Genomic DNA, 24,755 nt, shown 5'->3' with positions numbered 1-24,755 from the left:
CTCGCTGGCGACTTCCTGGAGAACCGGAGATTGCTCTCGTGGGCTTAAGACGCGCCCGGCGCAAGTGCCGGGCTCTGCTGGCGCAGGTCAACCTGCCGCCCTACTCCACAGTGATGGAGCTGTGTGAACGTCTCAGTGATCAGCGGGGGCGTCCCATCGTGCTCATAGCGAGCGAGCCGACGCCCGGGCAAGTTTCGGGGCAGTACGAGCAGCACCTGTCCGAAGACAGGATCTACTATCCGCAACACACCAGCGTGTCCCATCAGGCACACATCATCTGCCATGAGATCGCGCATCTCCTGCTCGCCCACATTCCCGAACTCGACGCCCTGGAACCAGAGGTGGCCCGCCTGGTTCTAGGACGCTCCCACTACGCCGACCCAGCTGAGGAACAGGCTGAGGTACTCGGCACCTTGTTGTGGCAGCAACTCGACCTAGCACCAGATGAGTCGGCGAGTGCCGCAGTGGTCACCTCGTTGGAACACCGCAGGAGTCGCCATGTATGAGCGTGTTGCCAACTACGTCTACCTGTTCATCAGCGTCCTGTTGTTCGTGCTGGCGGCCTTCAAACTGCGGGCACGGCGACGGCAGCCTGGCCCAGCACTGCTGGCGATGGGGATCGTCTCACTGGTCTCGGCCATCTCGTTCTTATGCTCGGCACCGGTCATTGCCGACATGCTCAATCAGGCGTCGGGAATCAGCTTCCTCAGTCTGTTGCTCGTCTATGTCACCAGAATGCTGTTCGGCGCTGGTGTGGTGACGCTCGCACTGCTCTGGTCACCGCCTTCCCAGCGGGTGGACAGTAGTCGAGCATGGGCCATCTCCTACGACACGGTGCGTTCCAACGACATACGGCGCAAGGTCCTGTTTGTCTACGGGCCAGTCATCACTGCCATGGTGGCTCTGTTCGCGATCTTCCCTCCGGGCATGGACAGTTCGGTGGCCTTAGACACCACCTACGCAGACAGACCGGCAGTTCTTGCCTACCTGTTGATCTACCAAGCAGGGTTCATTTGGGCACTGTGGCAGTTGGGCCATACCTCCTGGAAGTACTCCACATCCCTAGCCGCCCCCAGTCTGCTGCGCCGAAATCTGAGACGCCTGGCCCTCGGGTGCGTGCTGATCGGCGGCTACTGCCTCAGCAAGATCATTGCCGTTATTGGCGCGGCAACGGGCCATCACGCCTTGGACTGGCTGGGGTCGATCGTTGGGCCTCTGTCGGGCTGCGTGGGTTGTCTGGTCCTCGCTTCGGGATGGGCGGGTGCCGCGGTCACAACGTGGCGTCAGCGTCGATCCGACTACCGTGCCCTGCGCCCTCTGTGGGCGGCTGCCATACAGGTCGACGGCCGTCTGGCCCTGGACAAGCCGCTGCGCCCCTGGGCGGAATGGCTGGCCACTCGGGACCTGGAGTGGCGCATCACCCGCCGCACCCGTGAGATCCGCGACGGGCAGCTCGCCCTGCGACCGTGGGTACCAGTGGACGTTGTCGAAATAGCCCGCCATCGTGCTACGGAGATCGACGGCCTCGCACCCGGAGAACTAGAGGCCGCAATCGCCGCCGCGGCCTTCGCCGGCGGCGTGCGCGCCTTGCGCACTCAACTGCGCCCGGCCCAACACTCCGAACAAACCCCGGGCGTTGATGTCGCCCCGGCCGATGAACGGAACCACCTAGTTCTGGTCGCCCGTCATCTTCACGGACCATTTGTGACCCGAGTCCTGTCCGAGACCAAATGATGGGCAGCACCGAGAAGGGAAGAGATGCGTGGAGTCCATTCCTGGTACACACACGGGATTGGCGCAGGCGGAGGCAATTTACCGACGTCTCGCCTTTGCCGAATTCAGCGAAGATCTCGCATTCGGCCTCAATATCGGATTTTACCGAACCTTCGCCGTGCCCGAAATTGCCAAGATCCTGTCAGGCACCGGCCGGATGTCCAGCCAAACAGAGCTGCGCGCCAAAACAACAGGCCAGATGATGTACACGCTGTTCCGCTACGGCCTGGAGAGCAGCCAGGGTATCCAGACCCTGGCGGCCCTCAATCATATCCATGCGCGCTGGCAGATCTCCAACGACGACTTCCTCTACGTACTAGCCTGCTTCAACATCGCCCCAATGCGCTGGTGTGACGCTTACGCTTGGCGGTCCACAACCGCAGCGGAAAAGGAAGCCTCCCACATCTTCTACCGCAGCCTCGCCGAGCGTATGGGAATCCGCGACGTCCCAGCCACATGGGAAAGCTTTGCTGCCTGGATGGACCGATACGAGCAGCGTCGCTTCACCCCTACCGCGGAGGCCGCCCAGCTGTGGGCCGCTACCAGCAATATCCTTGTCAACCGTTTCCCTGCGGCCCTTGCCCCGCTAATCCGCTCCGTAGCTGACGCGCTCCTCGACGAGCCGCTACGAAGGGCCTTCAGCGCCCGCTGTCCGCCCGCGCCTATTCGCGTACTCGTCTCTGGCAGCATGCGTATACGAGCTCGCCGTATACGCCGTTCCCATGCCCGGCCCGACTACCTTCCGGTCCTGCCGCCGTCTGTGCGTGAGCTCGGGTGAACCTGAGAGGAGGGCGAGCGGCCTGTTGGCCTCGCGGGCGTGGTGCCAGAAGTCGGCAGCGATGTTGGTCTTCCGGGCGAGCTGGAGGACGCCGATGACGAGGTTGCGCCAGGTTGCCCTGGCGCGGGGTGCGGAACTGGTCCACAGCTGGGAGGCGCTCTCGACGAACGTCACCGTCACATCTCGGACGTGGTGAAGGGCTTCGATCTTCCAGTGGCCACGGACCAGCCGGGCGAGCTAGGCGGGTGTTGCGTGCTCAGCGGTGAGGCTGGTGACCGCCTTCGCCAAGCTCTGTGGGGTCGCCCCACTGCCCTCCTCCTCCAGGCATTGATCTGCTCCACGTCGGTGAACTCCGCCCCGAGGCCGTGGGCACGGGAGTTGTTGGCGCGAAAGTACATCTGCGCGAGGCCGTCGGCAGCGATCTGCTGAAGCTGCTGCTCGTTGGCACCTTGCTCGTGAGCGGTGAACAGACGGTCGGCCCCCTGGGGCGGCAGGGCCTGGGTGATGTCGCGGTTCCGGGCGTCGTCGGCCGTGCCCGAGACGGCGGTGAACCCGAAGCGGGCGCGGGCTGAGACGACCAGACCGCCCGTGGGCGCCGTCTTCTTCCTCGCCTCCGCGCGGATCTGCTGGCTGCCACCGCTTCTTGACCTCGTGTGCGACAGCGCACCCACTGGTCCCGTCCGCCACACCTGCCCCCTCGGGTCGGCCCACGCCTCCCTCTACAGCCTTCGGGAGCCTCCGCTGCCGCGCTTGAGGGAGCGTTGCCAGCGGTCTTCGAGCACTTTGAGGATTCGGGTGTTGATCTTGTGTGCGACGTGGGAGTAGATGTCGTCGATCTCGTTGTTCATGGCGTGGCCGAGGCGGCGGGCTTGGGCGATGTCGGGGATGTTGTCCTCGATGAGCCAGGTTTTGTGGGAGTGGCGCAGGCCGTGGAAGGTCAGGCCGGGCTTGATCGGCTTCCAGACGGTGCCGTCGGGGAGGGTGCAGCCGGTTACGGCCGGTGCCCAGTAGCGGCGTTGTGTGGTGGAGCGGCGCAGGAGTTTGCCGGTGACGGTGGTGAAGACGTGGTCGCGGCGGTGGGTGGCGAGGTCCTGGGTGAGGAGCGTGGTGAGGAAGGGGGGCAGCGTCACGGTGCGTACGGAGGCGGCGGTTTTGGGCGGTCCGTAGGAGTGGTGGCCGTTGATCTCGTGGAGGGCGCCGTGGTCGGGGTGGATGCTGAGGGTTGCGGTGTTGAGGTCGACGGCGTCGCGGCACAGGCCGGTGAGTTCGCCCCAGCGCATGCCGGTGTAGGCGGCGGTGATGATCAGCAGGCCGAGGTTGGCGCTGCCTAGGTGGGTGATGCGGCGGGCGATATCGAGGACGTGGTACTCGTCGCACCAGGCGGCTTCTTCATGGCGGGTGCGGCCGCGCTGGCGGGGGATGCGCACGGGGTTGACCGGGATGAGGCGTTCGAGGACGGCGGTGGACAGGATGAGGCTGAGGAGTTTGCCGATCGCGGCGACGGTGGTCGGCTTGTAACGAGCCCGTAGGTGCTTGAGCCAGGTAGTGACGGCGGTGGGGGTGATCTCGTCGAGGGGCATCTCCCCCCAGGCGGGCAGGAGATGGTTCTTCAGCAGACTCTGGTATCCGGCGGCGGTGTTCGGGCCGACTTCGAGGCTGGCGGACCAGGACTCGGTCCAGTGCGCAAGCGTAGTCATCTGCGCGGGGCCGGCTGTCCCATTCGCGTTAGAGCGAGGGAGGTGGGTGGCGTCGCTGCCCTGCAGCTTGGGCTCAGCCACGGACTCAGCGTCGGAGGTTTCGGGCGCAGCCTTCTCGCCTACGGAGGCGGGTGGTTCGGGCAGTTGCATCGCGTCGGGTCCGGAGGGGCGGGGCGGGAGGTGAGACTCCGTGAAGTTGTCCGCGCATTTGGTCGCGTCGTCGCGGGTGTCGAATGTGGCGGCGGTGGCTGCTTTGCCGGATTCCGCCCAGTAGCGGACTCGCCATCGGTTACCTCGGCGTTCAACCCAGGCCATGGTGCTACCTCCTTGGAGAGTACGAGAACGGCCCCGTCGGGAACGTCGGGGAGCGCCACCCGCCGGTGCAGATGGGGCGGGCGGGTCCATGAACGCTCGGTGCCGGGTGAAGCGGAAGCCGCCATCGGCGAACGGGGCGCACCTCGACCCGAACGGGTGGCGTTATGACGGGTCGGTGGGCGGCTCAGCGGGTGGATGCTGACCTGCGTGCACGAGCGCGTGCAGATCAGCGGTCGAGAAGCGAAGGTGGCGGCCGATGCGGGTGTGCGCGATGGCGTGGTCCGCTGCCCTCTTGCGGAGCCAGGAGGCGGGCACCTGCAGCAGGCGGGCGGCTTGTTCGGGTGTATATAGGCGAGGGGCGCTGGCCTCCGCTTCAGGGCTCGGAAGGCCCAGATCGCTGTCGCCCTGCACTCCGCCAGGCACGTCGGCTGACTCGCCGGGATCGGAATTCTGGGCTTGCGCGGCGTCGACTTGTGGTGGGGTTGCCTGCCTGAGTGGGAAGGTGCGGGATCCGGCTTGGTGCTTCGGGATGGAAGCGTTGCTGAGAACAGGTGGAGCCGCTGAGGCGCCGATCGCGGGCGGTTCCCCCCTCCGGGCGGGGGCCGGCTTCTTGCGAGCGCGCTTGCCAGGACGGGGAGGTTCACCTGATGCGGGGTGGGCGGGTGAACGGCGAGCGGCGGGCTGTTCCAGTTGGTCAGCCGGTGACAGCCCCAGGACGTGGTGCAGATCTTCGCGCTTCGCGCGACGGCTCGTGACCCGCCGCGCAGCTCGCTGACCGTTGGTGCCGGTGCCGGAAGGTTCTGCACCACGCGGTACTGGGGTGCCCTCTCGGCCGCTCCGCCCGGGGCGGCTCATCGTTCGCCTGGAGACCGAGTGCGCAGGACCACGGCAGACGCCCGACTCCCCACGGCGTGGTCCCAGGGCGCTGCGATAGGTGCTGCCACTGCGCTGGCAGGCCTGTCCTTCCCTGCATTGCAGGCGGCGGTCTCCACCGCGCGCACGGCGGTGTGTGCACGGCGTGCGTACGTAGCCGGGCTCGAACGCCAGTGCCCAGAGAGACTGGAATGAGGACCTGCTGCCGGGGTCACGCCTCGTCTCCAGGGCAGCGACCGCCGTTTGACCCTGGCGCGTGCAACGGACAACCGTCAGGCAGCAGAGTCCCCAGGGCATAGGCGGCTTGCCGGGGTACGACGCTGTTGCCGAGCAAGCGCAGTTGGGCAGCTCTGGAGAGGCCTCCGGCAGTGACCCACCCTTCGGGCAGGCCCATCATCCATTCGACGAATTCGGCGGATAGCCGACGTGCGCCGGGCACGGTGGCCGTGGGCGCGGCGCGTTCGGTCACTCGCTCCCAGCGTCGGATGGCGGGTAGGTAGTCGCCCCACCAAGAGGCAGGTGAGTGACCGCCGTTCGTAGATTCATGCCGCCCTTGCGTTTCGGAGTCGTGCCCGCGCCGCCCCTCCCGTCCGACGTGGTCGGGGTGGGTAGCAGGCGCTCGATCTCCTGAGCCGGGGTGAAGCCATGCTCGGTGGCCATGCGGGTGGCGTTGGGCGCTGGCGTGACGGGCTGATGCGTTGGGGCAGCACCCGTCGCGATATGCAGCTCTGCGAGTGTCGCCGCGGTGGAGGCCAGGGTGAGGCTGCCGTTGCCGTGGCGCTGGTTCGGGGAGCCTTTGGCACCGTCGCTGGCGGGCGGGGTTGGCAGGAGATGTTCGACCTCGTCGGCAAGCGTGGGGCCGTGCCCGCCCGCTCTGCGTTTGGCAGGGTGCTGGGATCCGCCGATCACACCGAGGTTCGCCGTTGGTGTCTTCAGCAGAGCGCACGGGGGCCGCTGTTGTGGGCCAGGCGGTGACGAAGACCCGCTCGCGCCGGTGCGGGGCGCCGACGTCACTTGCCCGTACGCAGCGCCATGCTGCGTCATACCCGCGGTCGGCCAGGTCGCCGAGTAGCAGTCCCAGCGCTCGCATGGAGGGTTGTCGATGCATGTCTCCCAGCGGCGGCTTTCCGGGTTCCATCGGGCGAAGGGGGCTTGTTCCGGCGCGGGTTGAGAGCAGGCCGCGGACATTCTCGATCACCACCAGGCGGGGTCGCAGGATGTGGATGGCCTCGGCGGCGTACTGCCACAAGCCCGAGCGGGCACCGGCGAGTCCGGTGCGCGGCCCGGCCACCGACAGCTCCTGGCAGGGGAATCCGGCGGTGAGGACGTCGATGGGCTCGGCCCGCCTCCAGTCCGCTGCCCGGATGTCTCCCAGGTTCGGCGCCTGGGGCCAGTGCCGGGCCAGGACCTGTACGGCGAGCGGGTCGTTCTCGGCGTGCCAGGCGACGCGGCCGCCGAACGCGCTCTGCACCCCGAGGTCCAGGCCGCCCACGCCGCTGTAGAGCGAGCCGATCCGTAGCTCAGCGGCGGCCATCGCGGGCCCCCGCCGTGCAGGTGCGGGAGCGGACGGTGGCGGTGGCCGTGGCGGCCGGCTTGGTCCGCCGACCTTGCGGGCTGGCCGGGTGACGGCGCTCGCGAGGTGAGGAAGAGGGCGGGGGCGGGGTCGGGCGGCGTACGACGAGGGCGTCTTCGTGCACGATCAGCGCCAGGGGGACGCCTGCGCGGCGGGCGTCACCGACGTTCTTCATCTGGAAGAACGAGGGACGGGCGACGAGTTGCCCGTCTCGGACGCCGGCGAGGAGGGCGATGTTGCGCTCGACAAGGATAAGCCCGGCGGTTTCGGCGGCGGTCAGGACGGCGGAGGGAAGGTCGATGAGTTCGCCGCGATCGCGCCAGGGGCGTGTGGTGATCACGGCGTGGCCGCCGGGGCGCAGGGCGTGCCGGCACTGGATGAGGATGTCGGTGAAGGCCTCCATGAGGGCTTCGAGGCCGACGTGGGCGAGGTTATTGGGGTCGCTGCTGTAGCGGTAATCCCGTTTCGTCACGCCGCGTTCGCCGGATTCGCGGGTGGAGCGGACCTGGCCGTGCACGCTGGCCCCATACGGCGGGGAGGTGACGACGAGGTCGACCAGGCCGTGGAACGCGGCGGGGATGTGGGCGGTGAGCTGGCGGGCGTCGCCGCAGTAGACGGCTGCGGAGCAGGTGGCGCCCTGGCGTTCGGCGTGACGGAGGTTGGCCTGGGCGAGCTGCGCCCACTTGGGTTCGTACTCGGTGCCCAGGGCGTGCCGGCCGAGGTGGAGGGCTTCGACCAGGGTGGTGCCGATGCCGCACATCGGGTCCAGGACCAGGCCGCCGGGCTCGGTGTAGGTGGTGATCGCGTGGCGGGCGATCGCGGGGAGCATTTTGGCGGGGTGGGCGGCCGAGCCGGGCACGTAGCGATCGGCGCGCTGGGCGGGGGCGGAGGTGGGTGCGGTGTTCCACACCGAATCGGACTTCGGCACGGTGGCGCTCCTTTACTGCGCGCGGACGGCGGACAGCACGATGAGGTCGGAGTGGATCAACTCGGGCGTGGTGGCGTCGGGCGGCGCGGGCGCGATGCGGTCCTCGATCGCGTGGCCGTGGACGACCGCGATGTGCTGGAGGTAGCGGAAGCCCGCGGTGCGGGCGGTGGCGATGAGCAGGCCGAGCGGGTCCGTCAGATGCCCGGCGTCACGACGTTGTCGGGTGGCGAGCAGGAGCAGGCCCTCGGCTCGCAGGAGGCGGTGGGCCCGGTGGAAGAAGCCGGGCCAGCCGTCGTCCATCGCGCCGCGTTCCTCGGTCCCGTAGCCGCTGTGCAGCGGCGCGCAGGGCAGGGTGTCGGGGTGCAGCTCTGCGAGGATCACCGAGGAGCGGGCGTTGCCGCAGGGTCCGGCATTCGCGTCGCGGGGTGGGGTGCAGCGGGAGCGGGCGTCCATCCCGGCCCGGGTGTCATTGATCTCCAAGCGCAGGAGCGGAGCGGGCCGTTCGCCGGGCTGGGGGGTGAACTGGGCGCGGAGCTTGTCGAGGGCCCAGTCGGGCAGCACCCGTCCTGCCGGGGGATCGGCGAGGTCGTCGGGGGCGGGGAGCCAGATCGTCGTCGGGAGCTTTGCGAGTGTGCCTCGACGGGCGGAGGAACTGCTGCGGCGGGAGTGGGTCATGGCGGGTGCGCCGCCACGGGCCGGGCGCTGGTGGTTACGTACTGACACCTCTTAAGGAGGAAATCCCGGCTGATCGTGCCGCCTCCCGGTAAAGACGCTGATCAGCGCCCGATCCGTCACGCGCCGATCCGCGCCGTCGCGTGGCGGGAGCCAGGAGGACCGCGCGACGGGGCCAACGGATTCTCCCGGGCATTTTCGTGCCGCGCAGTGGTGGGTGAAAGTGCTGGTCAGCGGCTCATCCGGCACGCGAATTCCGGGGGTTGGCGGGCCGACGGCGAGGCTGAGGCGAAGGCGCGGCAGGCCGGTGGCGCGGTGGTGGCAGGGCGGCTTGGCGCTATGGGCGACGTCCCGTTTCGCCGTCGCCGGCAAGGAGCCCGCTCATGCGCCGCACCACGTCCGTCTCGCTCTCCGCCGTCTCCCCGTTCGACAAGGTCGATGCCGCTCTGCTGGATCTGGCCTCGGCCCCGCGCCCGCTGACCCTGCCGGCCGTACTGCTCTCGGCAAGTGAGCCGGGCGGAGCCTGGCCAGTCGACCTCGTCCGCGCCCGGATGGCGCACCCCTCCACTCCCGGTACCGCGCGGGCACGGGTGTGGGCCGAGATCTTGCGTCGTCATCTCGCGTTCGGTGAGCCGTGGGGCTCGGTCGCTGTCGCGATGACGGTGCCCGTGCTGCGCCGGGCGATGGCCCGGCTGCCCCGGCTCCGGGAGCTGGAGAGGGGCGAGTTGGAGCAGGAGGTCCTGACCGCGGTCATCGAGCAGCTCGCCGTTCTGACACCGGAGGAGGCGCCCGAGGAGATCGGGCTGCAACTGGTGCGGGCCGGTGACCGGGCAGCCCACCGCCTGCTCTACGCCACCCAGCGCGAACGCCGCCTCGGTCCCCTGCCCCTGGACGAGGGCACGGTCGGGCAGCCGCTGGTTACCGGCTCACAGGCGCAGGTGTACTTGGTCCTGGAGCGCGCTACCCGGGCCGAGGTCATCACGTCGGCAGAGGCCGAGCTGATCGCCGCCACACGGTTGGACGGGCAGAGCGCGAAGGAGTGCGCAAACGGTGCGGGCATCAGCGTCCGCGCGATGTTCCGGCGCCGGTCAGCCGCCGAACAACGCCTCGCGCAGTCCCTGCTCGCAGACGAGCTGTGAGACGAGGCAGGTAGCTCCGTCGGGCTGCTGGCACGATCGGCCGGCTTTTTCTCCTTAAGGGAGTAAGAGCACACGAGGCGCCGGCGCCTGACTGAGCTCCCATCTCACTGAAGGTCCCCAGGGTCCGGGTACGGCGCTTCGTGCTGACACCCGAAAACTCCCGCCCCTCGCGCAATGCGCCCCACTCCTCACAAGGAGGTGGTGCGCCACCGCGGGCCTGCCCGGCCCCTGGGGACGTATCTCGGCTCATATCCGGTGCCGCAGGCGCCGTCATCCCTCTTTCCCTGTCTGCTCTGCTGGAGGTGGTCTTCGTGCGTGCTCTGCCGTCATCCCGGCTGCGGGCAGGGGTCCTCCACCCCGGTCTGCGCCGCCTGGCCCGCATCGCGGCCCGGGCGCTCTTCGTCTTCGTCCTCGTAACGTGCACTCTCCTGGCAGACCCGCCCAGTTCGTGGGCGGTGGCGACCATCCCGCAGGTGATCACGAACCTGCGGAACTGGATCGTCGGGATCCTCGCCGCTCTCGCCACCCTGTTCCTGACCTTCGGCGGGCTGCGCTACCTGATGGCCGGGGGCGATCCGGGAGAAGTCGAGTCCGCCAAGCGGGCCTTGCGGGCCGCCGCGGTCGGCTACGGCCTGGCGATCCTGGCACCGGTCATCGTCACTGTCCTTAAAGGCATCGTCGGCGCCGGGGCGGGGCAATGATCAGCGCCCGCTGTCTCGCGCGCGCCCGGTTACTCCCCGCGCTCCTGCTGACCACAGGTGTCCTGGCCGTTGTGCCCATCGCCAACGCCGCCGTGCCTCCGGCAGCCATCGCGCATGCGCCCGCTGCTCCTTGGGAGCCGGAGCCGCAACCTCAGCCGCAGCCCGGCCCGGTAGTTCCGCCGCCGGAATCCGGGCCCGGCACCGCCCGGCCGGAACCCGCCCCCGGGCCCTCCCCCTCGCCGGGACAGCCCAAGCCTCCGCCGCGGCCCTCGGCGCCGGAGCCGACACCGGGGCCGACGCCGCCCGCAACGCCGTCGGATCCGAATGCGGAGGGGTTCTTCGGCAACCTCCTGGACCTCCCCGGCCTGGTCATCAATGCGATCACCGCGTTCCTCGGCATGCTCCTCGAAGAGGCCATGAAGCCTTTGCGGGAGCTGATTGCCGACACGCTGTTGGCAGCCCCGGACGTCACCAAGCACGCGGACATCAAGCGGCTGTGGACCGCCTCGATGGGCATCACGGCCGGCATCTATGTGCTGTTCGTGACGGCGGGCGGCGTCACCGTCATGGGCTACGAGACGGTGCAAATCAGCTACGCCCTCAAACAGATCGTGCCGCGGCTACTGCTGGGCATCGCCGCCGCGGCCTCCTCGCTGACCGTCATGGGCAAGACGATCAGGCTGGGCAACTCCCTCACCCACGCGATCATGGGTACGGACATGGCGGACGCCGGGCAGGGGCTCGTCGAACGGGCCCTGCCCTTCGCTCTGTTCGGCCCCACCGGCATCGCGATCTATCTGCTGTTGCTCGCCGTCGTCGAACTCGTCCTCATCATTGCGGTGCTGATCGGGTTCATCGTGCGGGTCGCGCTGATGGCACTGCTCGCGGCGCTCGCGCCGCTGGCACTGGCCTGCCATGCCCACCCGCTCACCGACCCCGTCGCCCGGCTGTGGTGGCGGGGCCTGGGCGGTTGTCTGGTCATCCAGATCGCACAGTCGATGACGTTCATCCTCGCGCTGAAGCTGTTCTTCGCCCCCGGCGCCACCGTCCTCGGCATCCCCAAGGCCGATCAGCTGGGCACGCTGCTGGCCGGAGTGGCCCTGTTCTGGGTGCTGTTCAAGATTCCCGGCTGGACTCTCCAGGTCGTCCTGCGCGGCAGCCCGATCCAGCAGCCTCACGCACCAGCGCCGGTGCGCATGCTGCGGCAACTGGCCATGTACCAGCTGATGGGCCGCTACCTGCCCGGCGGTGGGGGTGCCGCCCGCCGACCCCGGCGGGGTGCCATCCCTCCGGGCAGCGGTGGAGGCGGAGGCCCGCGCGGCAGGGGCGGCCCGCGGCCCGGCCGCGGTGGCGGTGGCGGTGGCGGTGGCGGTGGCGGTGGCGGTGGCGGTGGCGTCAGGCCACCCCGGCCCGGGCCCGGCGGTGCAGCCGCAGGCGCTGCTCCTCGCCGCGCCCCTCGCCCCGGTGGCGCCCAGCCCGCGGGGGCAGGTCCGCCCGCCGCAGGTGGAGGCCCCGCAGTCGGCGCCGCGCCGTCGCCCCCAGCCCCCTCCCCAGCCGCTCCTCGCGGAGCTGGCACCCCAGCACGACCCGGCGGCGGCCGGGGAGCTGGCCCAGGTCGACGTGCCGGCGCAGGTCAGCGTGCTGCTCCCCGCCCGCGACCAGCGCAGAGTCCACCTGCCGTCCCCCACCCCGCCCAGGCCCGGCGCCAGCAGCAGTTGGCGCTGCCCATACCCGTTAACCGCACCCCAGCCAACTCAGCCCGCCCAGGTCAGACCTGGCTCCCCATCGCCGCTCCCCACGTCCCCCGCCCTGGCCCCATACTCCCCACCGCTCCACCAGCCACCCCCGTTCCGCCAGCCACGCCCGCCCCCGCTACCCCCGCCGTACGCGCCCCGGCGCCTCGGCGCCGACAACTCGCCCTGCCCATCCCAGCCCCTCGCGTCCGCGTACGTCCCGCCCGCCCTGTGCAACTGCGCCTGCCCCTCGAACCGCCCACCCCGCCGCGCACCCCCCGGAGGCGCACGCCGTGACCGAGCCCGCCGACGACGACGTCCTCACCCCCGCCCGCATCCCCGCCGACGTATCCCGCGAGGACCGTATTCTCGGGCCGTTGACCGCGCGGCAGACCGCGATCCTGACCGTGGCCGCGCTCGTGCTGTACGGCGGTTACTGGGCCAGCCGACCACTGATGGGCCCTCTCGCCTACGTGGCCCTCGTCTCCCCAGTCGCCCTGATCGTGACCGTGGTCGCGGTGGGGCGACGCGATGGCATCGGCATGGATCAACTCCTGCTCGCCGCCCTCCGCTTCCATTCCGCACCCAAGCGGCGGGTGCCCGCCCCCGAGGGCGTTCCCGCACTGCCCGCCATCACGCCCGCCCCTTGGAAGAAGCAGGCCTCTGGGCAACCGGCGGCGCTGCGTCCGCCGTGCCGGGAGGTCGCCGAAACGGGCACGCTCGATCTCGGCGCCGACGGCCAGGCGGCGCTGGCGGTGTGTAGCACGATCAACTTCCACCTGCGCACCGGCGGTGAACAGCAGGCCCTGACCGAGGCGTTCGCCCGCTGGCTGAACTCCCTGACCGGGCCCACCCAGATCCTCATCCGTGCCCACCGCCTCGAGATCGCCCCGTTGGTCGACGAGCTGGCCCAGACCGCGCCCGCCCTCCCCCACCCGGCGCTGGAACGGGCAGCACTCGCCCACGCCTCCTTCCTTGACGAGCTGGCCGCCGAGCGCGATCTGCTCACCCGCCAGGTCCTGCTGGTGGTCCGCGAGCCCTCGGCCACCGGCGCAGCCCGGGCCGGCCACCGCCTCACCGAGGCTGCCCGCGCTCTGGAGACCGCCGAGATCACCGTCTCGGCGCTGGAGGCGCCGGCCGCCGCCGAGGCCCTCCGGCTGGCAGCCGACCTCGATGCCGCGCCCCTGGCAGGTGTGTGATGTTGCGACTGCTTCGCCGTGGCTCCGTGCCGGGCACGTCCGTCGACGCCCGTGACGTGCTGGCCCATCACGGCCCGGACGGGCTCGAAGTCCATGCCCGCACGCTCGCCGTCGGCGGGCACCTGGCCGCCACCCTGGTGGTGACCGGCTACCCCGCCGAAGTAGCACCCGGGTGGCTGGACCCGCTGCTCACCTACCCCGGCCGCTTGGACGTGGCCCTGCACATCGAACCGGTCCCCAGCTCGCTGGCCGCCCAGCAGCTCAAGAAGCAGCGGGCACGCCTGGAATCCTCCCGCCGCACCGGCATGGACCACGGCCACCTGGACGACCCGGACACCGAAGCCGCCGCCGCGGACGCGACCGAACTCGCCTATCGCATCGCGCGCGGGGAGGGGAAGCTCTTCCGCCTCGGCCTGTACATGACCGTGTACGGGGAGAGTGAGGAGCATCTGGCCGACGAGGTGGCCTCGGTCCGCTCGATCGCCGACTCGCTCCTGGTGGCCACCGCGCCGGCCACCTACCGGGCGCTGCCCGGCTGGCTGGCCACCCTCCCCCTGGGTCTGGACACGCTAAAGGTACGGCGCACCTTCGACACCGAAGCCCTCGCCGCCTGCTTCCCCTTCGCCTCCCCCGATCTGCCCGCCGACATCGCGCTGGCGCCCGGCGGCGTGCTCTACGGCATCAACACCTCCAGCGGGTCACTGGTGTTGTGGGACCGCTTCGCCCAGGACAACTACAACTCCATCACCCTGGCCCGCTCCGGGGCCGGCAAGTCGTATCTGACCAAACTCGAACTGCTGCGGCAGCTTTTCACCGGCACCGAAGCCATGGTCATCGACCCTGAGGACGAGTACGTCACCCTGGCCGAGTCGGTGGGCGGCACCGTCATCCGCCTCGGCGATCCCGCCGTGCGGCTCAACCCCTTCGACCTGCCGCCGACGACGAGTGGCGAACAGGATGTGCTCACCCGCCGCGTGCTGTTCCTGCACACCTTCCTGGCCGTCCTGCTCGGCGGTGAACTCTCCTCCGCCGAGCGGGCGGTGCTGGACCGGGCGGTCCTTGCCACCTACCACCACGCCGGGATCACCACCGATCCCGCTACCTTCTGCCGTCCCGCACCGCTGCTCGCCGACCTGGCCACCCAGCTCGCTGCGATGAACGAGCCGGCCGCGGGCGAACTGGCCGTGCGCCTGGCCCCGTACGTGGAGGGATCCCACCGGCAGTTGTTCTCCGGGCCGACCACCACCCGCCCCGCCGGGCATTTGGTCGTCTTCTGTCTGCGGGAGGTACCCGACGAGCTGAAGACGGCGAGCATGCTCCTGGCGCTCGATGCCATCTGGCGGCCGCCCCACCGCACTGACCACGCCAAGGACCGGATCGGGAAGCTTCGCATCCTCGTCCGCCACCGCACGCCCGCCCGGCTCGATGCCCGGCACAACAGCCACCCGCTGCCCGGCCGCCAGACCGGCAGGCAGCATGCCCGCCTCCACCCCGACCACAGCCAACGCCAGCCCCGAAGGAGGAAAGCCCGCCCTATCCCCCACCTGCCCGGGCGCCAGCAACTGTCCCGCCGTCAACGGCACCACGGCCCGCCGCCCGACCACCGCCGCACGCCGCCCGGCCGGAACAACCTGCTGCGCGTCATCCACGCCAAGCCGCACGACGCCGACATCACGCTCCTCGATCACCTCGCCCGCAGCGACCGGCCCCACCACGGACAGCACCGGCTTCCGCTCCCCCGCATTGCCCACCATCCACGCGGCCCCGCCCGCACACGCGACCGCTCCCGCCACACCCAGCGCGACAAGGCCCGGCCGCCAACGCCGTCGCGCCCCCACCAGCCCGTCACCGGCAGGCGGCACATCAACCGGCCGCCGAGACGGATGCAGCCCCGCCCACCCACCGTTCACGCCCGCAGCCCCGGAAGAAGACATAGAGGTACCCACACTCCATCCCATTCGATCAAAGAGAGACTCAGCGCCACCGGCCCCGGCGCCCTATACACCCGCCCTGCCAGAAGGTCAGGACATGACCAACGCCTGCGCCTCAGCCACCCGCAACGCCATCTGCGCCTGCGTCTCAAGCCCCGGAATAACCCCCTCCTCGCCCCCGCCGTGCCACTCCACATCCCAGGTGACGGTCACCGAAATCGTGAACGCCTCCCCCGGCTGGCCCGCCGACGACCGCATGTAGGTGTGCCCGCAGTCCGGGGACTCGGAATCGGCCGCGTACTTCGCCGAGTACGCCGTCCCCGCGCCCTCGCACACCACGGTTTTGCCGTCACCCATGCGCCACGTCGCGCTCCGCGGTATCGCCGTGGCCGTCACCGACACACCCGGGACCTTCGCAGTTTCCGACACCGGCTTCCACATCACCCGGTCCAACCACATCCACGTCGGCACCCGCACCAACTGGGCGTACGTCTCATCGGGATTGGTCCGAATTTCCGGGTCAGGCAGCACCAACTCCCGCACCGCCTGCTGCGCCACGACAGCAGGCTCCGGGCGAGCACCACCACCCCTCTTCCTAGCCGTCGGCTCCTTGTCATCCAGTTCAGCGAAATTCTGGCCAGGCAGGGGAACACCGCGCGGACCGTACATCTGGCCCGGCCGACGCTTCCACTCACTCGCGCCACTACCAGAATCGGCACTTCCACCCGTCGCCGCCGTGCCCCCGGAAACAGGGCCACCACCCAGGCGCCCCGGAGACGGAGGACGCGCCTTGGACACCGCACCGACACCGCACTTGCCTGCATGGCACTTCACGCCAGATGCGTGGCCCCAGGTCGAGTCACCATCGGTCGCCCAGCCTTGGCTTGCCAGCGCCCAGAAGAAGCCCACCGCAACTGCCGCAGTGGCAATGCGAAGTGGTGAAGTACGAGTACGCCTCACTCCATACATGTGCCGGCCTCCGCTGAGTAGAGCTCGGAGACCATCCACTTGCCGGACTTGAGGACGACTGTCGCCTCCGTACGGTAGTGCCCGCCGGGGACGCCACTCGCGGAACTACTAGGCTTGACCTGCATCCACTTGGACCCGTCGAGGCAATCCAGCAGTTCGACCTTGGTTTTGCTCGCCTTCACCGCCCTCGGTGCCACGCTCGCCGCGCCCTGACTGGTCGCCCCTGACTTACGCGATTCCTTCATCACGTACCGCAATAGGCTCAGCGCATCTCCCTTGGCGTGGTCGTTGAGCCGAGGGTGCTTAGGGTCGGACGTGCGCGAGGCAGCCGCGGCGTCCTCCCACATCGCTCTGTACGTCGCGATCGCCTTACTCTCCCCTGCGCGCACAGGGGACGGCGACGAAGATGGAGGAGGCGATGTCGTTGCTCTGACAGCCTGCGAAGCGCTCGCGCCCTTCGGGCCGGGGGTGTCTGCCGCGCACGCGCTCAGACCGAGCGCCAGCCCGACGGCGCAAATAGCTGTCGCCGCCCCGCGCATTCTCTTCATTGTTGTCATACGCCCCCGCTCTCACCAGCCACGCATTACACGGTGTGCACGCATGGTCACCAGGTGGTGGACCCGTCATGCCCCAGGTTTACGGTGCGTTAAACGCACTGCGGAGGGATCGCTTCCCTTTCACTCTTACGGTGTGGGTCGCGTCAAGGGGAGCCCGGTGCTGTCACCCCAACCAGGCTGAAACGAAGGCGAGTTCGCGGTTTCAATCGACTCGCGACAAGCCATAGAGAGTTGGCACCAAGCAAGAGCGGCGAACGTCAACATCACAACGTCCGCCGCTCTCGCTCAGCTATTGCACGAACGCACGTCCACCCAGATGCACTTACCTCCCGAGGTCCGGCGAACGCCCCAGCTCCCCCGGCTGAGGTAGTTCACAATCCCCAAGCCCCGCCCGCGCTCAGACAGTGCCTCGCACAGGGCATCCAGCCCGCCACCCCGGTCAACCTCCCGGGGCTCGAACGGCACGGACGAGAGGGCCGAGGTCACTACGGGCATCCGGCAACACCCGTCATGTACCTCGCAGAGCAGTTCACGCCCCGTTTGCCTCAAGCTGACCACGTACGGTCCACACGCATGCTCGACGGCGTTGGCCACAAGCTCCGAGACCGCAAGCACAGCATTCTCGGCGACATCTCCCGGTACGCCCAGCCTGGCGAATTCGGCACACACAACGGCACGCGCCTGCCCGACCGGATTCTCGACACCCGTGCCCCAGCTGTAGAGCTTCCGAGATTCGGGCGCACCGTGCCCCACTCCTGGCTTCATCGCGCACCTCCACGCTGTGCATGACGACCACTTCCCACGCGGCGGTGACGGCCGGACCCACGGCGAAAGCACACTCGTACGTCATCCAGCGCGCACGCGGCCGAGACAGACAGCGCGCTCAGCAAGAGCGCCCCGGAGAGTGGCAGGGACAGAATCATGGCGGCCTCCCGAGGTCGCGGCATTGGACCGCGACCACCACACCGCCCGCTTGGACAAGAGCGGAATGCCCTGATCCGAAGTGATCGACACTGCCGAAGCCCTCACTGACCAGCTACGAAGAAGCACGAAGTGCTCTCCGACTCCGGCGCTATGGCAAAGTCCCGTGGTTCGGCGCGGGGCTCATCACTGGCGCCCAAACTCGTGCCGCGGTCGCACCCGGGTAGTTCACGGTGAGATTCGGCTTTCTGTACCCAACGAGAGCAACAGAAGCCGCCCAAGGGCAGCGATGAGGCCCGCTTCAACATCGGCGCCGGTGATCTCGGCGCCGCACGTCAAGGTCGCGGGGCAGTGTGAGCGGCGAATACGGTGCTGCGAACACGTCGGTTTCGCGGGTCGTGGGACTGATCGATCGTGTCGACGCGATACCCGTGCTCGGACAGGATCCGTAACCACCCCTGGATCGAATACATCCACCGCACGACGGGAACGCGGCCGGTGGCCGGGGTGTAGACGATCATCTGTCGGCGGCCTTCAGGGGCGCCGGGGGCGCGGGTCATGCAGGAGAAGACGAGCCGCCCGCCGGGCTTGAGGCGCTGGCGTAGGGCGGGCAGGAGTTGGTGGGGGTCGGCAAACCAGAGGCCGCCGAACACCGAGAACGCCGCGTCCAGCGGCGGCAGATGCGGGGCGATGCGCACGGCGTCCCCGAGCCACCACTCCAGCGTTTCGTGCGCGGCGTGCTGCGTGGCGGCATGGTGAATGCGCACCGGCGAGACATCGTTCCCGATCCCGCGGTCGATACCGTACGCCGCGAGATGGGCAAGGTGGTGGCCGCTGCCGCATCCCAACTCAGCGATGGTCGCGCCGCTCAGGGAGCCCAGGAGCTCGACGCCCGGCCCCGGCGCGTCGCGAAAATGCCAGTACAGGGCGGCCACTTGGCCGGTGCGCGTGGTGGTGAGCGTGTCCCAGGCCTTGCGATTGAACGCGGCGTCGTACTCGGTGACGGTGCTGGGCATGCGTGCGCCTCCCGAGGACGAGGGCAGGGCGGTGAACCTGTCACGCTCTGGCCGTGCGGTGGGCGGCCCAGGCCTTCGCGGCCTGGTGGACGCTGTGCGTCCAAGGATCGGGATCCTCTTCTGAGATACCTGCCCATACACTTTCGTTGGCCACGACGAAGGCGTCCACAGCCACGGGCGCGGCATCGCGGAACGCGGTGATGCGGGCGGCCCACTGCTCGGCGTCTGCGGGGGTATGACCACCCTCGGCGATCAGCCAGATCACCCAGTACCCCGCGTCCAGCCAGGCGGCGCCCCTGGTGGCCCAGGCCCAGTCGACGAGACGGGCTCGGTGCTGGTCGACGATGACGTTGGTTGGGTTGGGGTCGGTGTGGCAGAGGGCGTCCCCCGCGAAGTAGGAGAGCGCTTTGGCGGGGGCGTGATGCCGCAGACGGTCTTCGGCATGCTTTAGCTCGATACCGTTCGGGGCACGCTTGACCGACAGCCACAGCAATGACTCGGCGACGCGCGGCAGGTCGGGGCTGTGCGGCTGGTAGCTGGCGTGGTGGCCGTCGAGTGCCTCGAAGGCGACGAGGTTCCATCCGGCGGCTTCGGCCTGCCACAGGACACGCGGGGCGATGTCCTGCACGTGCGCGCCGATCTGCATCTCGCGGGTCTGGGTCCACACGCGTGGATGGTCGGTGGGCAGGCCCTTGAGGAACAGGTCTCCAGACACCGTGGCCAACCGCACCGAGATGGGCGAGTTGAACCCTGCCTGGATGGGGGCGCTGCCAATGATGGGACCGGTGCGCTCCTCAATCGCGGCACGAAGTTCGCGATCGGCGGGCAGGTAGTCGTGGGAGGGGCGGTCGGTCGACATGGGCGGCACCTTTCCAGAGAACGGGTCGGGACATGCCGCGCGCCCGTCAGCAGGCAGGGCGCGCGGCGCGCTGGCGGGATCCGGGTTCAGCGGTAGGGGTTGTCGTCGTTGCAGCCCGGTGTGGCATCGGCTGTCAGGGCTTCCAGGTCCTCGACGACGAGCGGGGCGGTGGGCTCCTCGGGTTCGGCGGGGCGGGGTGTGATCTCTACGGCGACTGCGGTCATACGGCGGCTCCTTGTCCGTGTTGGCAGTAGGTGTGCAGTGGGGCCTTCGCCTCCTGGTAGGCCTTGGCGAGCGGGCGGCATACCCGGCAGGTGCCGGAGAGGGTGCAGCCCGTGCAGCCTCCGGTGCGAAGCATTTGGGTGTCGGCGATGGACGGCAGATTCCGGAGTCCGTCGAGGCCGGTTTCGATGAGGTTGACGGGGTTTTCCCGGCCGACTTTGCACATGGTGGCCAGGCCGAAGGGGTCGACGTGGAAGAAGGTGTGCCCGGCGGGGCAGCCGCCGAAGGCTGTGGAGCGGTCCAGGAAGTCGGGGGCCTGGGTGGCGAGCGGATCGGGGTTGCCGTCGTAGGTGGGCGAGATGTTTGCGTACTCGGTGAACGACGTCCCGTAGGTGCTGGCCAGCTCGCGCATGGCATCGATTTCGTGAGCGTTGTGCCGGGTGATGATCAGCGCGATCTCTACCCGTATCCCGGCTTCCCGCGCGGTTGTCAGGCCCTTGAGGACCCGGCGGAAGGCGCCCGGGGTGCGCGTGAGGGCGTCCGCCGCCTGCTCGCTGGCGCCGTAGAGGGAGACGGTGACCTTGTGCGGCGGCATCACCGTCAGCAGGTCCTGGAGCGGCGGTAGATGCAGGCGGCTGCCGTTGGTGAGGATCTCCAGGAGCATCCCTTGTCGGTACGCGTGGGCGTAAGCGGTCAGGAAGTGGCGGTCGATGGTGGGCTCGCCGCCGGTGAACTGCAGCCACAACACTCCCGCATCGCGCAGCATGTCGATCAGGCGGATCTTGTCAGACAAGGACAAGCCCTCGAAGCGGCGCTGGGCAAGGTAGCAGTGCTCGCAGTTGAAGTTGCAGCCCTTGTTGATCTCCCAGGTAGCGCGGGAGTAGCCCAGGACGGTGCGAGGGCGGACGAGAACGGCCGGTTGCATGGACTGCCCGTCCAAATCCATGTCCCACACGCTTCGGGCTGTCTCAACGAGCCAGCCCGGAATCTTCGCATCCTCCCAGGCGGCGCGGGTGAGCTCGTCGTATCGGACAGTGGGAATTTGAAGGCCGCGCTTGGTGCCGGGCCGGGCAATCAGGTGAGTCTTCTGCTGCGGGCTCACAACCAGCTGGTGCACGATGGCTGCCCTTCGTAGAGGTTGCTCAGGGATGGGAAAGGACAGTGGCCAGCAGCACGCTGAACGCCACCACGACCAGCGCGACGAGCATGGTCGCAACGATCGTCTCGACCAGCTGAGAGCGGGCCGGGCGACGGGTACGCCGACGCTCCCACCACGAACGTGCTACGCCCCTCACCCCCGCGCCCCGTCGCTCTGCTCCCGCTTCTCTGTGGAGACGCCTCCAGTGCCGGCGGGTGTAGGCATGGAAGTGGTCGCCCCGGTGACCGGCCGACTCGGTGCAGTGCAGCACCGTGTCGCCGTCGGTGTAGACCTCCCAGCACAGTGCAGCGAGTCCGCCCGTCCCCCAGTCCGAACTGATACTCACGACCGTCCACTCCTTCCCCACGATTCGACGTGCGGCAGGAGGAGCCGACAAGCCCCGGCCAGGAGGTGCAAGCGCGCAGCAGGACTCATGCGGCCGCCGTGGGTGACGTCCAGGTAGACGTGGCGGGCGTGCTCGACGGTCACGCGCAGCACGTCACGAGAGGGGCTGTCGCCGAGCGCGGCGAGGCGGTGTTGCGCCGGCCGGATCAACGCTTTGAGATGCGCGGTCAATTCGTCGGCGACGGCGTCGGCGACCTCGCCCACGGGCTGGGCCTGGGCGAGCACCTGCCCCCGCTGGATGCTGTTGGTTATGGCGGCGAAATCCGGTCGGCCGTGTGCGATGGAGCTCCGAGGCTTGGCACTGATCGTGGACACGGGTCCGCCCTGATGTGGTCGGGTATCTGGCGTGGTCCAGAATCACGTCCCCAGCCGGACGTATCCATGCCGCGCAGGTGCCTTCTGCGGCACCATCGGGTGACAGCAGTGACCGCGGGCGACATGGACCGGACATCTGCCCGCCTTCTTCTCTGCACCTGCCTGTGACGCCTGCGACAACTGGTAGTTGGTAGAGGACGAGCCGTGCAAGGCAAGACGAGGGAGCAGCCGATGGACGTCCCGGAAACGCTTCTGCGGCTGCTGGCCAAGCAACGCGGCATTGAGGCATTCGGGGCCTTCCGCCCCGAGTTCGAGCGCGCGGCACGTGCACTGAGCGAGCAGGACAACGACCCCGACGTGCGCGGAGCGACGGTCGGCGAGCGCCAGTACAACCGGTGGCTCACTGGCCAGGTCAAGAAGCAGCCCCACCCGGTGGCTTGCAGGGTAATGCGAGCCATGTTCGACCGGCCGGCTTCCGAACTCTTAGGGCCCCCACCTCCGTGTCCGCCCCCACAGCGGGCTCGGACGGCGGAGCGGGGGGATGTCCTGCCACAGCCCCACATCACGGAAGAAGAACTGCTGATGACAGCAAACGACGCCGCCTCCCATGCGGGTGACGCCGCCTCTCAGTTCCTGGCGCCTGAAGCCGTAGAACTCTTGCGCCGGTCGATCACCTCCCTGGCACGCGACTACCACCGCACATCGGTCCAGCGCGTGTTCACCGAAGCCCGTCTGGTGCGTGCGCAGGTCCAGCGCCGGATGCCTTTGACCCACCGCCCCGACCAGTCCTCCGCCTTGTACCTGATCGCGGGACAGTCCTGTGCCCTGATGGCCTCAGCAGCCTTCGACCTGGGCAGCCGCCAGGCCGCCGAGACCCTCACCTTCGCCGCCCTCGCCTACGCCCGCCCCATCGACCACCACCCGCTCATGGCCTGGGCGAGCGGCAACCTCGCCCTCCTGGCCTACTGGGACGACCGGCCGGCGCAGGCAGTCGACTACGTTCAGGCAGCGCAATCTCTGGCGCGTTCGAGCACCGCGCAGAGCCGTCTGCACGCCATCTCCGCCCGCGCTCACGCTCACCTCGGTGATCATGCCGAAGCGGCACGGCAGCTGGCAGCCGTCGGCATCACCGACGGGCACGTACGCGATGACCTGCACGACGACATCGGCGGCGAGTTCGGCTTCACGCCCGAGCGCGCCGCTATGTCCGCCGGTACGTCCTGGCAGGTCCTTGGCGAAAGTGCCCAGGCAGTGGCGGCTTCACAACGCGCCCTGGAGCTCGTACGCGGGCGCCCTCAGGCTCTGCGGTCGGCGAAGGTAGAAGCCGAGGCCGCCGCTGACCTGGCCGGCGGGCTCCTGGCCGCCGGAGAGCTGGAGGCCGCCGCTCATGCCATAGAGCCGGTGTTCACGCTGCCCGCCGAGCAGCGCGTGGACGGCCTTATGAGCCGCCTCGCGCAGGTACGCGTACGACTCGCAGCACCTGAACTGCGGCGGACCGGGCAGGCGATCTCGCTGGCTGAACGAGTGGAGGAATTCATGCTCGTCTCAGCATGCAGCCTTGCTGGGGCCCCCGGTGCCCCCGAACTCGACAGCTAGGCCCAGCCCGGCCGCGCGGCCCAGGCGCCGAGCACCGCCTGCTCCTTGCAGGAATCGATGCCGTGCAGGGCCGCACGCTCGTTGTGTACAGGCTTATTTCCCCCCTGCATCCACGCCCACGTATCCGCCACCGTCTGCTCCAGAGGACGGCACAGGAACCCAGCCCTCCGGGCCCGTTCTGCTTGAACCTGCCAGGTACCGGGATGGGTGCGCCACAAGGGGAGTTCGGTCCACTGCCGGACCCCCTGCTCTACCAGGAAGAAGCTGTCGACCCAGATCAACTCCGCGCGGGCTGGGTTCGTGACCTTCAGGCAGTCGGCTAGGAAACCGCCCATCGTGGCCGCCTCCTGCGGCGCGGCAATGTTGAACGTTTCACCGCCCGTAGCGGATTCAGCACGGCGGCAGGCAAACGCCGCCAAGTCCCGTACATCCACTGGCTGGATGGCCTGGTCCGGGCGACCTGGAGCCAGGATCTGGCCCCCTCGGACGGTACGGGTCAGCCACCAGGGAAGACGGCCTACGTATTCGCCGGGGCCGAGGATGACGCCGGGTCGCAAAATGGTCAATTTCTTGTCCAGATGGGTCCGGGCAAGCCGTTCGCAGGCGGCCTTGTCCCGCCCGTAGGCAACATTCACATCAGCGGGCACACCGTCGGCCGGGGCCGTCTCGGCAAGCGTGGGCAGTTCTTCGTGCAGGGGGCGAAGCGGCCAGTCGGCATATACCGAGACAGTCGACACGTACACGTAGCGCCCCACCACCGGAGCAAGCGCGGCCGTCGCCGAGTCCACGGCCTCGGCATTCATCCCCGACGTGTCCACCACTGCATCCCACACACCGAGCTCAGCGAGCCGGGCAAGGTCGACGCTGCTCGTCCGGTCCCCGGTCAGGACACGGACCCCGGCAGGATTGGAACCAGTCTTGCCCCGGTTAAATACCGACACCTGCCACCCATGATCACGGGCCTGATCAGCGATCTCACGGCCCAAAAAATGAGAACCGCCCATTACCAGCATCGACATCGACATGCCCGCGATCCTGCCCCATTCCACTTGCCGCTTGCCACACCTGCGCGATCAACGGCTGTTCTCAGAGTCGACCGGGATCTCGATGCGCGTCCGGATCCTCGACACCACCGCCCACCCCACCGCAGTCTGGGTGACCCCGGCCGCCGAAATCTGGCCATGGACCTAGCGGACGCCAAAGCCACCGTGGCGTATCTGATCAGGGACCGGGACGCGAAGTACCCCGCCCTCTTCGACGAGATCCTGAGCAACGCCGGCATCCGGGTCGTGCAAACCGGCGTCCGGATACCGCGCATGAACGCCACCACGGAGCGGTGGGTCCAGACCTTGTCCTTGCCGATTACCTCATCCACCCTGGTCAGAGCGGATACACCTGATCACCGAGTTGCTGCCTCCGCAGGTGTGGCCCGGGGCTCTGGCGGC

General features: G+C 68.9%; 24 protein-coding genes and 1 pseudogene. 10 read left to right on the top strand and 15 right to left on the bottom strand.

Going from position 1 to position 24,755, the window contains the following annotated elements:
- Positions 1–38: 38 nt before the first annotated feature.
- Genes ACZ5U5_RS11290 through ACZ5U5_RS11280 form a run of 3 tightly spaced genes read left to right on the top strand, consistent with a single transcriptional unit; the run spans position 39 to position 2,551 of the window.
- Positions 39–506, top strand: a complete 468-nt coding sequence (locus tag ACZ5U5_RS11290; RefSeq protein WP_469019492.1) for a hypothetical protein — start codon at positions 39–41, stop codon at positions 504–506.
- The gene (locus ACZ5U5_RS11285; protein ID WP_469019489.1) at positions 499–1,734 is read left to right on the top strand and encodes an MAB_1171c family putative transporter; all 1,236 of its coding nucleotides are present in this window, start codon (positions 499–501) and stop codon (positions 1,732–1,734) included. Before ACZ5U5_RS11290 ends, ACZ5U5_RS11285 begins: the two co-directional genes overlap by 8 nt.
- A gap of 28 nt (positions 1,735–1,762) precedes the next feature.
- On the top strand, positions 1,763–2,551 hold the full coding sequence (locus tag ACZ5U5_RS11280; RefSeq protein WP_469019487.1) for an oxygenase MpaB family protein: 789 nt from the start codon (positions 1,763–1,765) through the stop codon (positions 2,549–2,551).
- Between the two features lie 176 nt (positions 2,552–2,727).
- Here ACZ5U5_RS11280 and tpg read toward each other — a convergent pair whose 3' ends face one another.
- The 6 genes from tpg to ACZ5U5_RS11250 all read right to left on the bottom strand — a co-directional run bounded on the left by tpg (position 2,728) and on the right by ACZ5U5_RS11250 (position 8,612).
- Positions 2,728–3,222: a telomere-protecting terminal protein Tpg gene (tpg, locus tag ACZ5U5_RS11275; RefSeq protein WP_469019484.1), complete on the bottom strand. Its 495-nt coding sequence runs from the start codon at positions 3,220–3,222 to the stop codon at positions 2,728–2,730.
- 48 nt (positions 3,223–3,270) lie between these two features.
- Positions 3,271–4,248: a tyrosine-type recombinase/integrase gene (locus tag ACZ5U5_RS11270; protein ID WP_469019481.1), complete on the bottom strand. Its 978-nt coding sequence runs from the start codon at positions 4,246–4,248 to the stop codon at positions 3,271–3,273.
- Between the two features lie 477 nt (positions 4,249–4,725).
- Positions 4,726–5,418: a helix-turn-helix domain-containing protein gene (locus tag ACZ5U5_RS11265; RefSeq protein WP_469019479.1), complete on the bottom strand. Its 693-nt coding sequence runs from the start codon at positions 5,416–5,418 to the stop codon at positions 4,726–4,728.
- A gap of 229 nt (positions 5,419–5,647) precedes the next feature.
- Positions 5,648–6,970 (bottom strand): DNA cytosine methyltransferase, encoded by a 1,323-nt coding sequence (locus ACZ5U5_RS11260; protein ID WP_469019478.1) that lies wholly within the window; start codon positions 6,968–6,970, stop codon positions 5,648–5,650.
- Complete coding sequence (locus tag ACZ5U5_RS11255; RefSeq protein ID WP_469019475.1) at positions 6,957–7,937, bottom strand: TRM11 family SAM-dependent methyltransferase; 981 nt, start codon at positions 7,935–7,937, stop codon at positions 6,957–6,959. Before ACZ5U5_RS11255 ends, ACZ5U5_RS11260 begins: the two co-directional genes overlap by 14 nt.
- A 12-nt stretch (positions 7,938–7,949) precedes the next feature.
- Positions 7,950–8,612, bottom strand: a complete 663-nt coding sequence (locus tag ACZ5U5_RS11250; protein WP_469019473.1) for a hypothetical protein — start codon at positions 8,610–8,612, stop codon at positions 7,950–7,952.
- Positions 8,613–8,992: 380 nt separating this feature from the next.
- Here ACZ5U5_RS11250 and ACZ5U5_RS11245 point away from each other — a divergent pair, with 380 nt between their 5' ends.
- The 5 genes from ACZ5U5_RS11245 to ACZ5U5_RS11225 all read left to right on the top strand — a co-directional run bounded on the left by ACZ5U5_RS11245 (position 8,993) and on the right by ACZ5U5_RS11225 (position 16,254).
- Positions 8,993–9,748: a hypothetical protein gene (locus ACZ5U5_RS11245; protein WP_469019471.1), complete on the top strand. Its 756-nt coding sequence runs from the start codon at positions 8,993–8,995 to the stop codon at positions 9,746–9,748.
- 362 nt (positions 9,749–10,110) lie between these two features.
- A complete protein-coding gene (locus ACZ5U5_RS11240; protein ID WP_399397524.1) occupies positions 10,111–10,449 on the top strand; it encodes a pilin in 339 nt (112 codons plus the stop codon).
- Positions 10,446–12,479 (top strand): hypothetical protein, encoded by a 2,034-nt coding sequence (locus ACZ5U5_RS11235; protein WP_469019469.1) that lies wholly within the window; start codon positions 10,446–10,448, stop codon positions 12,477–12,479. Before ACZ5U5_RS11240 ends, ACZ5U5_RS11235 begins: the two co-directional genes overlap by 4 nt.
- Positions 12,476–13,381, top strand: a complete 906-nt coding sequence (locus ACZ5U5_RS11230; protein ID WP_469019466.1) for a PrgI family protein — start codon at positions 12,476–12,478, stop codon at positions 13,379–13,381. The genes ACZ5U5_RS11235 and ACZ5U5_RS11230 overlap by 4 nt, the downstream gene beginning before the upstream one ends.
- On the top strand, positions 13,381–16,254 hold the full coding sequence (locus ACZ5U5_RS11225) for a VirB4 family type IV secretion system protein (protein WP_469019465.1): 2,874 nt from the start codon (positions 13,381–13,383) through the stop codon (positions 16,252–16,254). Before ACZ5U5_RS11230 ends, ACZ5U5_RS11225 begins: the two co-directional genes overlap by 1 nt.
- 14 nt (positions 16,255–16,268) lie before the next feature.
- Here ACZ5U5_RS11225 and ACZ5U5_RS11220 read toward each other — a convergent pair whose 3' ends face one another.
- The 8 genes from ACZ5U5_RS11220 to ACZ5U5_RS11185 form a co-directional block, all read right to left on the bottom strand.
- Positions 16,269–16,463, bottom strand: coding sequence for a hypothetical protein (locus tag ACZ5U5_RS11220; RefSeq protein WP_469019463.1), 195 nt, complete (start codon positions 16,461–16,463; stop codon positions 16,269–16,271).
- 660 nt (positions 16,464–17,123) lie between these two features.
- On the bottom strand, positions 17,124–17,603 hold the full coding sequence (locus tag ACZ5U5_RS11215) for an ATP-binding protein (RefSeq protein ID WP_469019460.1): 480 nt from the start codon (positions 17,601–17,603) through the stop codon (positions 17,124–17,126).
- A 491-nt stretch (positions 17,604–18,094) separates the two neighbouring features.
- The gene (locus tag ACZ5U5_RS11210; RefSeq protein ID WP_469019458.1) at positions 18,095–18,775 is read right to left on the bottom strand and encodes a class I SAM-dependent methyltransferase; all 681 of its coding nucleotides are present in this window, start codon (positions 18,773–18,775) and stop codon (positions 18,095–18,097) included.
- Between the two features lie 40 nt (positions 18,776–18,815).
- Entirely contained in the window at positions 18,816–19,634 is an 819-nt protein-coding gene (locus ACZ5U5_RS11205; protein WP_469019457.1) for a phosphotransferase family protein, read from the bottom strand.
- An 86-nt stretch (positions 19,635–19,720) separates the two neighbouring features.
- A complete protein-coding gene (locus ACZ5U5_RS11200; RefSeq protein WP_469019455.1) occupies positions 19,721–19,858 on the bottom strand; it encodes a hypothetical protein in 138 nt (45 codons plus the stop codon).
- Positions 19,855–20,958, bottom strand: coding sequence for a radical SAM protein (locus ACZ5U5_RS11195; RefSeq protein ID WP_469019453.1), 1,104 nt, complete (start codon positions 20,956–20,958; stop codon positions 19,855–19,857). The genes ACZ5U5_RS11200 and ACZ5U5_RS11195 overlap by 4 nt, the downstream gene beginning before the upstream one ends.
- Before the next feature lie 40 nt (positions 20,959–20,998).
- Complete coding sequence (locus tag ACZ5U5_RS11190) at positions 20,999–21,340, bottom strand: hypothetical protein (protein ID WP_469019451.1); 342 nt, start codon at positions 21,338–21,340, stop codon at positions 20,999–21,001.
- Positions 21,337–21,714, bottom strand: coding sequence for a DUF6415 family natural product biosynthesis protein (locus ACZ5U5_RS11185; protein WP_469019448.1), 378 nt, complete (start codon positions 21,712–21,714; stop codon positions 21,337–21,339). The genes ACZ5U5_RS11190 and ACZ5U5_RS11185 overlap by 4 nt, the downstream gene beginning before the upstream one ends.
- Before the next feature lie 582 nt (positions 21,715–22,296).
- Between ACZ5U5_RS11185 and ACZ5U5_RS11180 the strand changes: the two genes are divergently transcribed.
- Positions 22,297–23,310 (top strand): DNA-binding protein, encoded by a 1,014-nt coding sequence (locus ACZ5U5_RS11180; protein WP_469019446.1) that lies wholly within the window; start codon positions 22,297–22,299, stop codon positions 23,308–23,310.
- Here ACZ5U5_RS11180 and ACZ5U5_RS11175 read toward each other — a convergent pair.
- Positions 23,307–24,335 carry an NAD-dependent epimerase/dehydratase family protein gene (locus ACZ5U5_RS11175; RefSeq protein ID WP_469019444.1) on the bottom strand — a complete coding sequence of 343 codons (1,029 nt, stop codon included), beginning with the start codon at positions 24,333–24,335 and terminating at the stop codon, positions 23,307–23,309. The genes ACZ5U5_RS11180 and ACZ5U5_RS11175 overlap by 4 nt on opposite strands.
- Positions 24,336–24,491: 156 nt before the next feature.
- Here ACZ5U5_RS11175 and ACZ5U5_RS11170 point away from each other — a divergent pair.
- Positions 24,492–24,755: pseudogene (locus tag ACZ5U5_RS11170) on the top strand (hypothetical protein); the annotation flags it as partial.

It is taken from the genome of Streptomyces sp. NPDC033177 (genome assembly GCF_055577715.1).
This window is presented reverse-complemented; position numbering and strand designations above follow the sequence as displayed.

Bases quoted from the DNA above. Each gene is read 5' to 3' on its own strand.
- ACZ5U5_RS11175 (WP_469019444.1), bottom strand. From the start codon at position 24,335: ATGTCGATGTCGATGCTGGTAATGGGCGGTTCTCATTTTTTGGGCCGT.
- ACZ5U5_RS11225 (WP_469019465.1), top strand. From the start codon at position 13,381: ATGTTGCGACTGCTTCGCCGTGGCTCCGTGCCGGGCACGTCCGTCGAC.
- ACZ5U5_RS11215 (WP_469019460.1), bottom strand. From the start codon at position 17,603: ATGAAGCCAGGAGTGGGGCACGGTGCGCCCGAATCTCGGAAGCTCTAC.
- ACZ5U5_RS11270 (WP_469019481.1), bottom strand. From the start codon at position 4,248: ATGACTACGCTTGCGCACTGGACCGAGTCCTGGTCCGCCAGCCTCGAA.
- ACZ5U5_RS11245 (WP_469019471.1), top strand. From the start codon at position 8,993: ATGCGCCGCACCACGTCCGTCTCGCTCTCCGCCGTCTCCCCGTTCGAC.
- ACZ5U5_RS11210 (WP_469019458.1), bottom strand. From the start codon at position 18,775: ATGCCCAGCACCGTCACCGAGTACGACGCCGCGTTCAATCGCAAGGCC.
- ACZ5U5_RS11180 (WP_469019446.1), top strand. From the start codon at position 22,297: ATGACAGCAAACGACGCCGCCTCCCATGCGGGTGACGCCGCCTCTCAG.
- ACZ5U5_RS11250 (WP_469019473.1), bottom strand. From the start codon at position 8,612: ATGACCCACTCCCGCCGCAGCAGTTCCTCCGCCCGTCGAGGCACACTC.
- ACZ5U5_RS11200 (WP_469019455.1), bottom strand. From the start codon at position 19,858: ATGACCGCAGTCGCCGTAGAGATCACACCCCGCCCCGCCGAACCCGAG.
- ACZ5U5_RS11265 (WP_469019479.1), bottom strand. From the start codon at position 5,418: ATGAGCCGCCCCGGGCGGAGCGGCCGAGAGGGCACCCCAGTACCGCGT.
- ACZ5U5_RS11285 (WP_469019489.1), top strand. From the start codon at position 499: ATGTATGAGCGTGTTGCCAACTACGTCTACCTGTTCATCAGCGTCCTG.
- ACZ5U5_RS11260 (WP_469019478.1), bottom strand. From the start codon at position 6,970: ATGGCCGCCGCTGAGCTACGGATCGGCTCGCTCTACAGCGGCGTGGGC.
- ACZ5U5_RS11235 (WP_469019469.1), top strand. From the start codon at position 10,446: ATGATCAGCGCCCGCTGTCTCGCGCGCGCCCGGTTACTCCCCGCGCTC.
- ACZ5U5_RS11205 (WP_469019457.1), bottom strand. From the start codon at position 19,634: ATGTCGACCGACCGCCCCTCCCACGACTACCTGCCCGCCGATCGCGAA.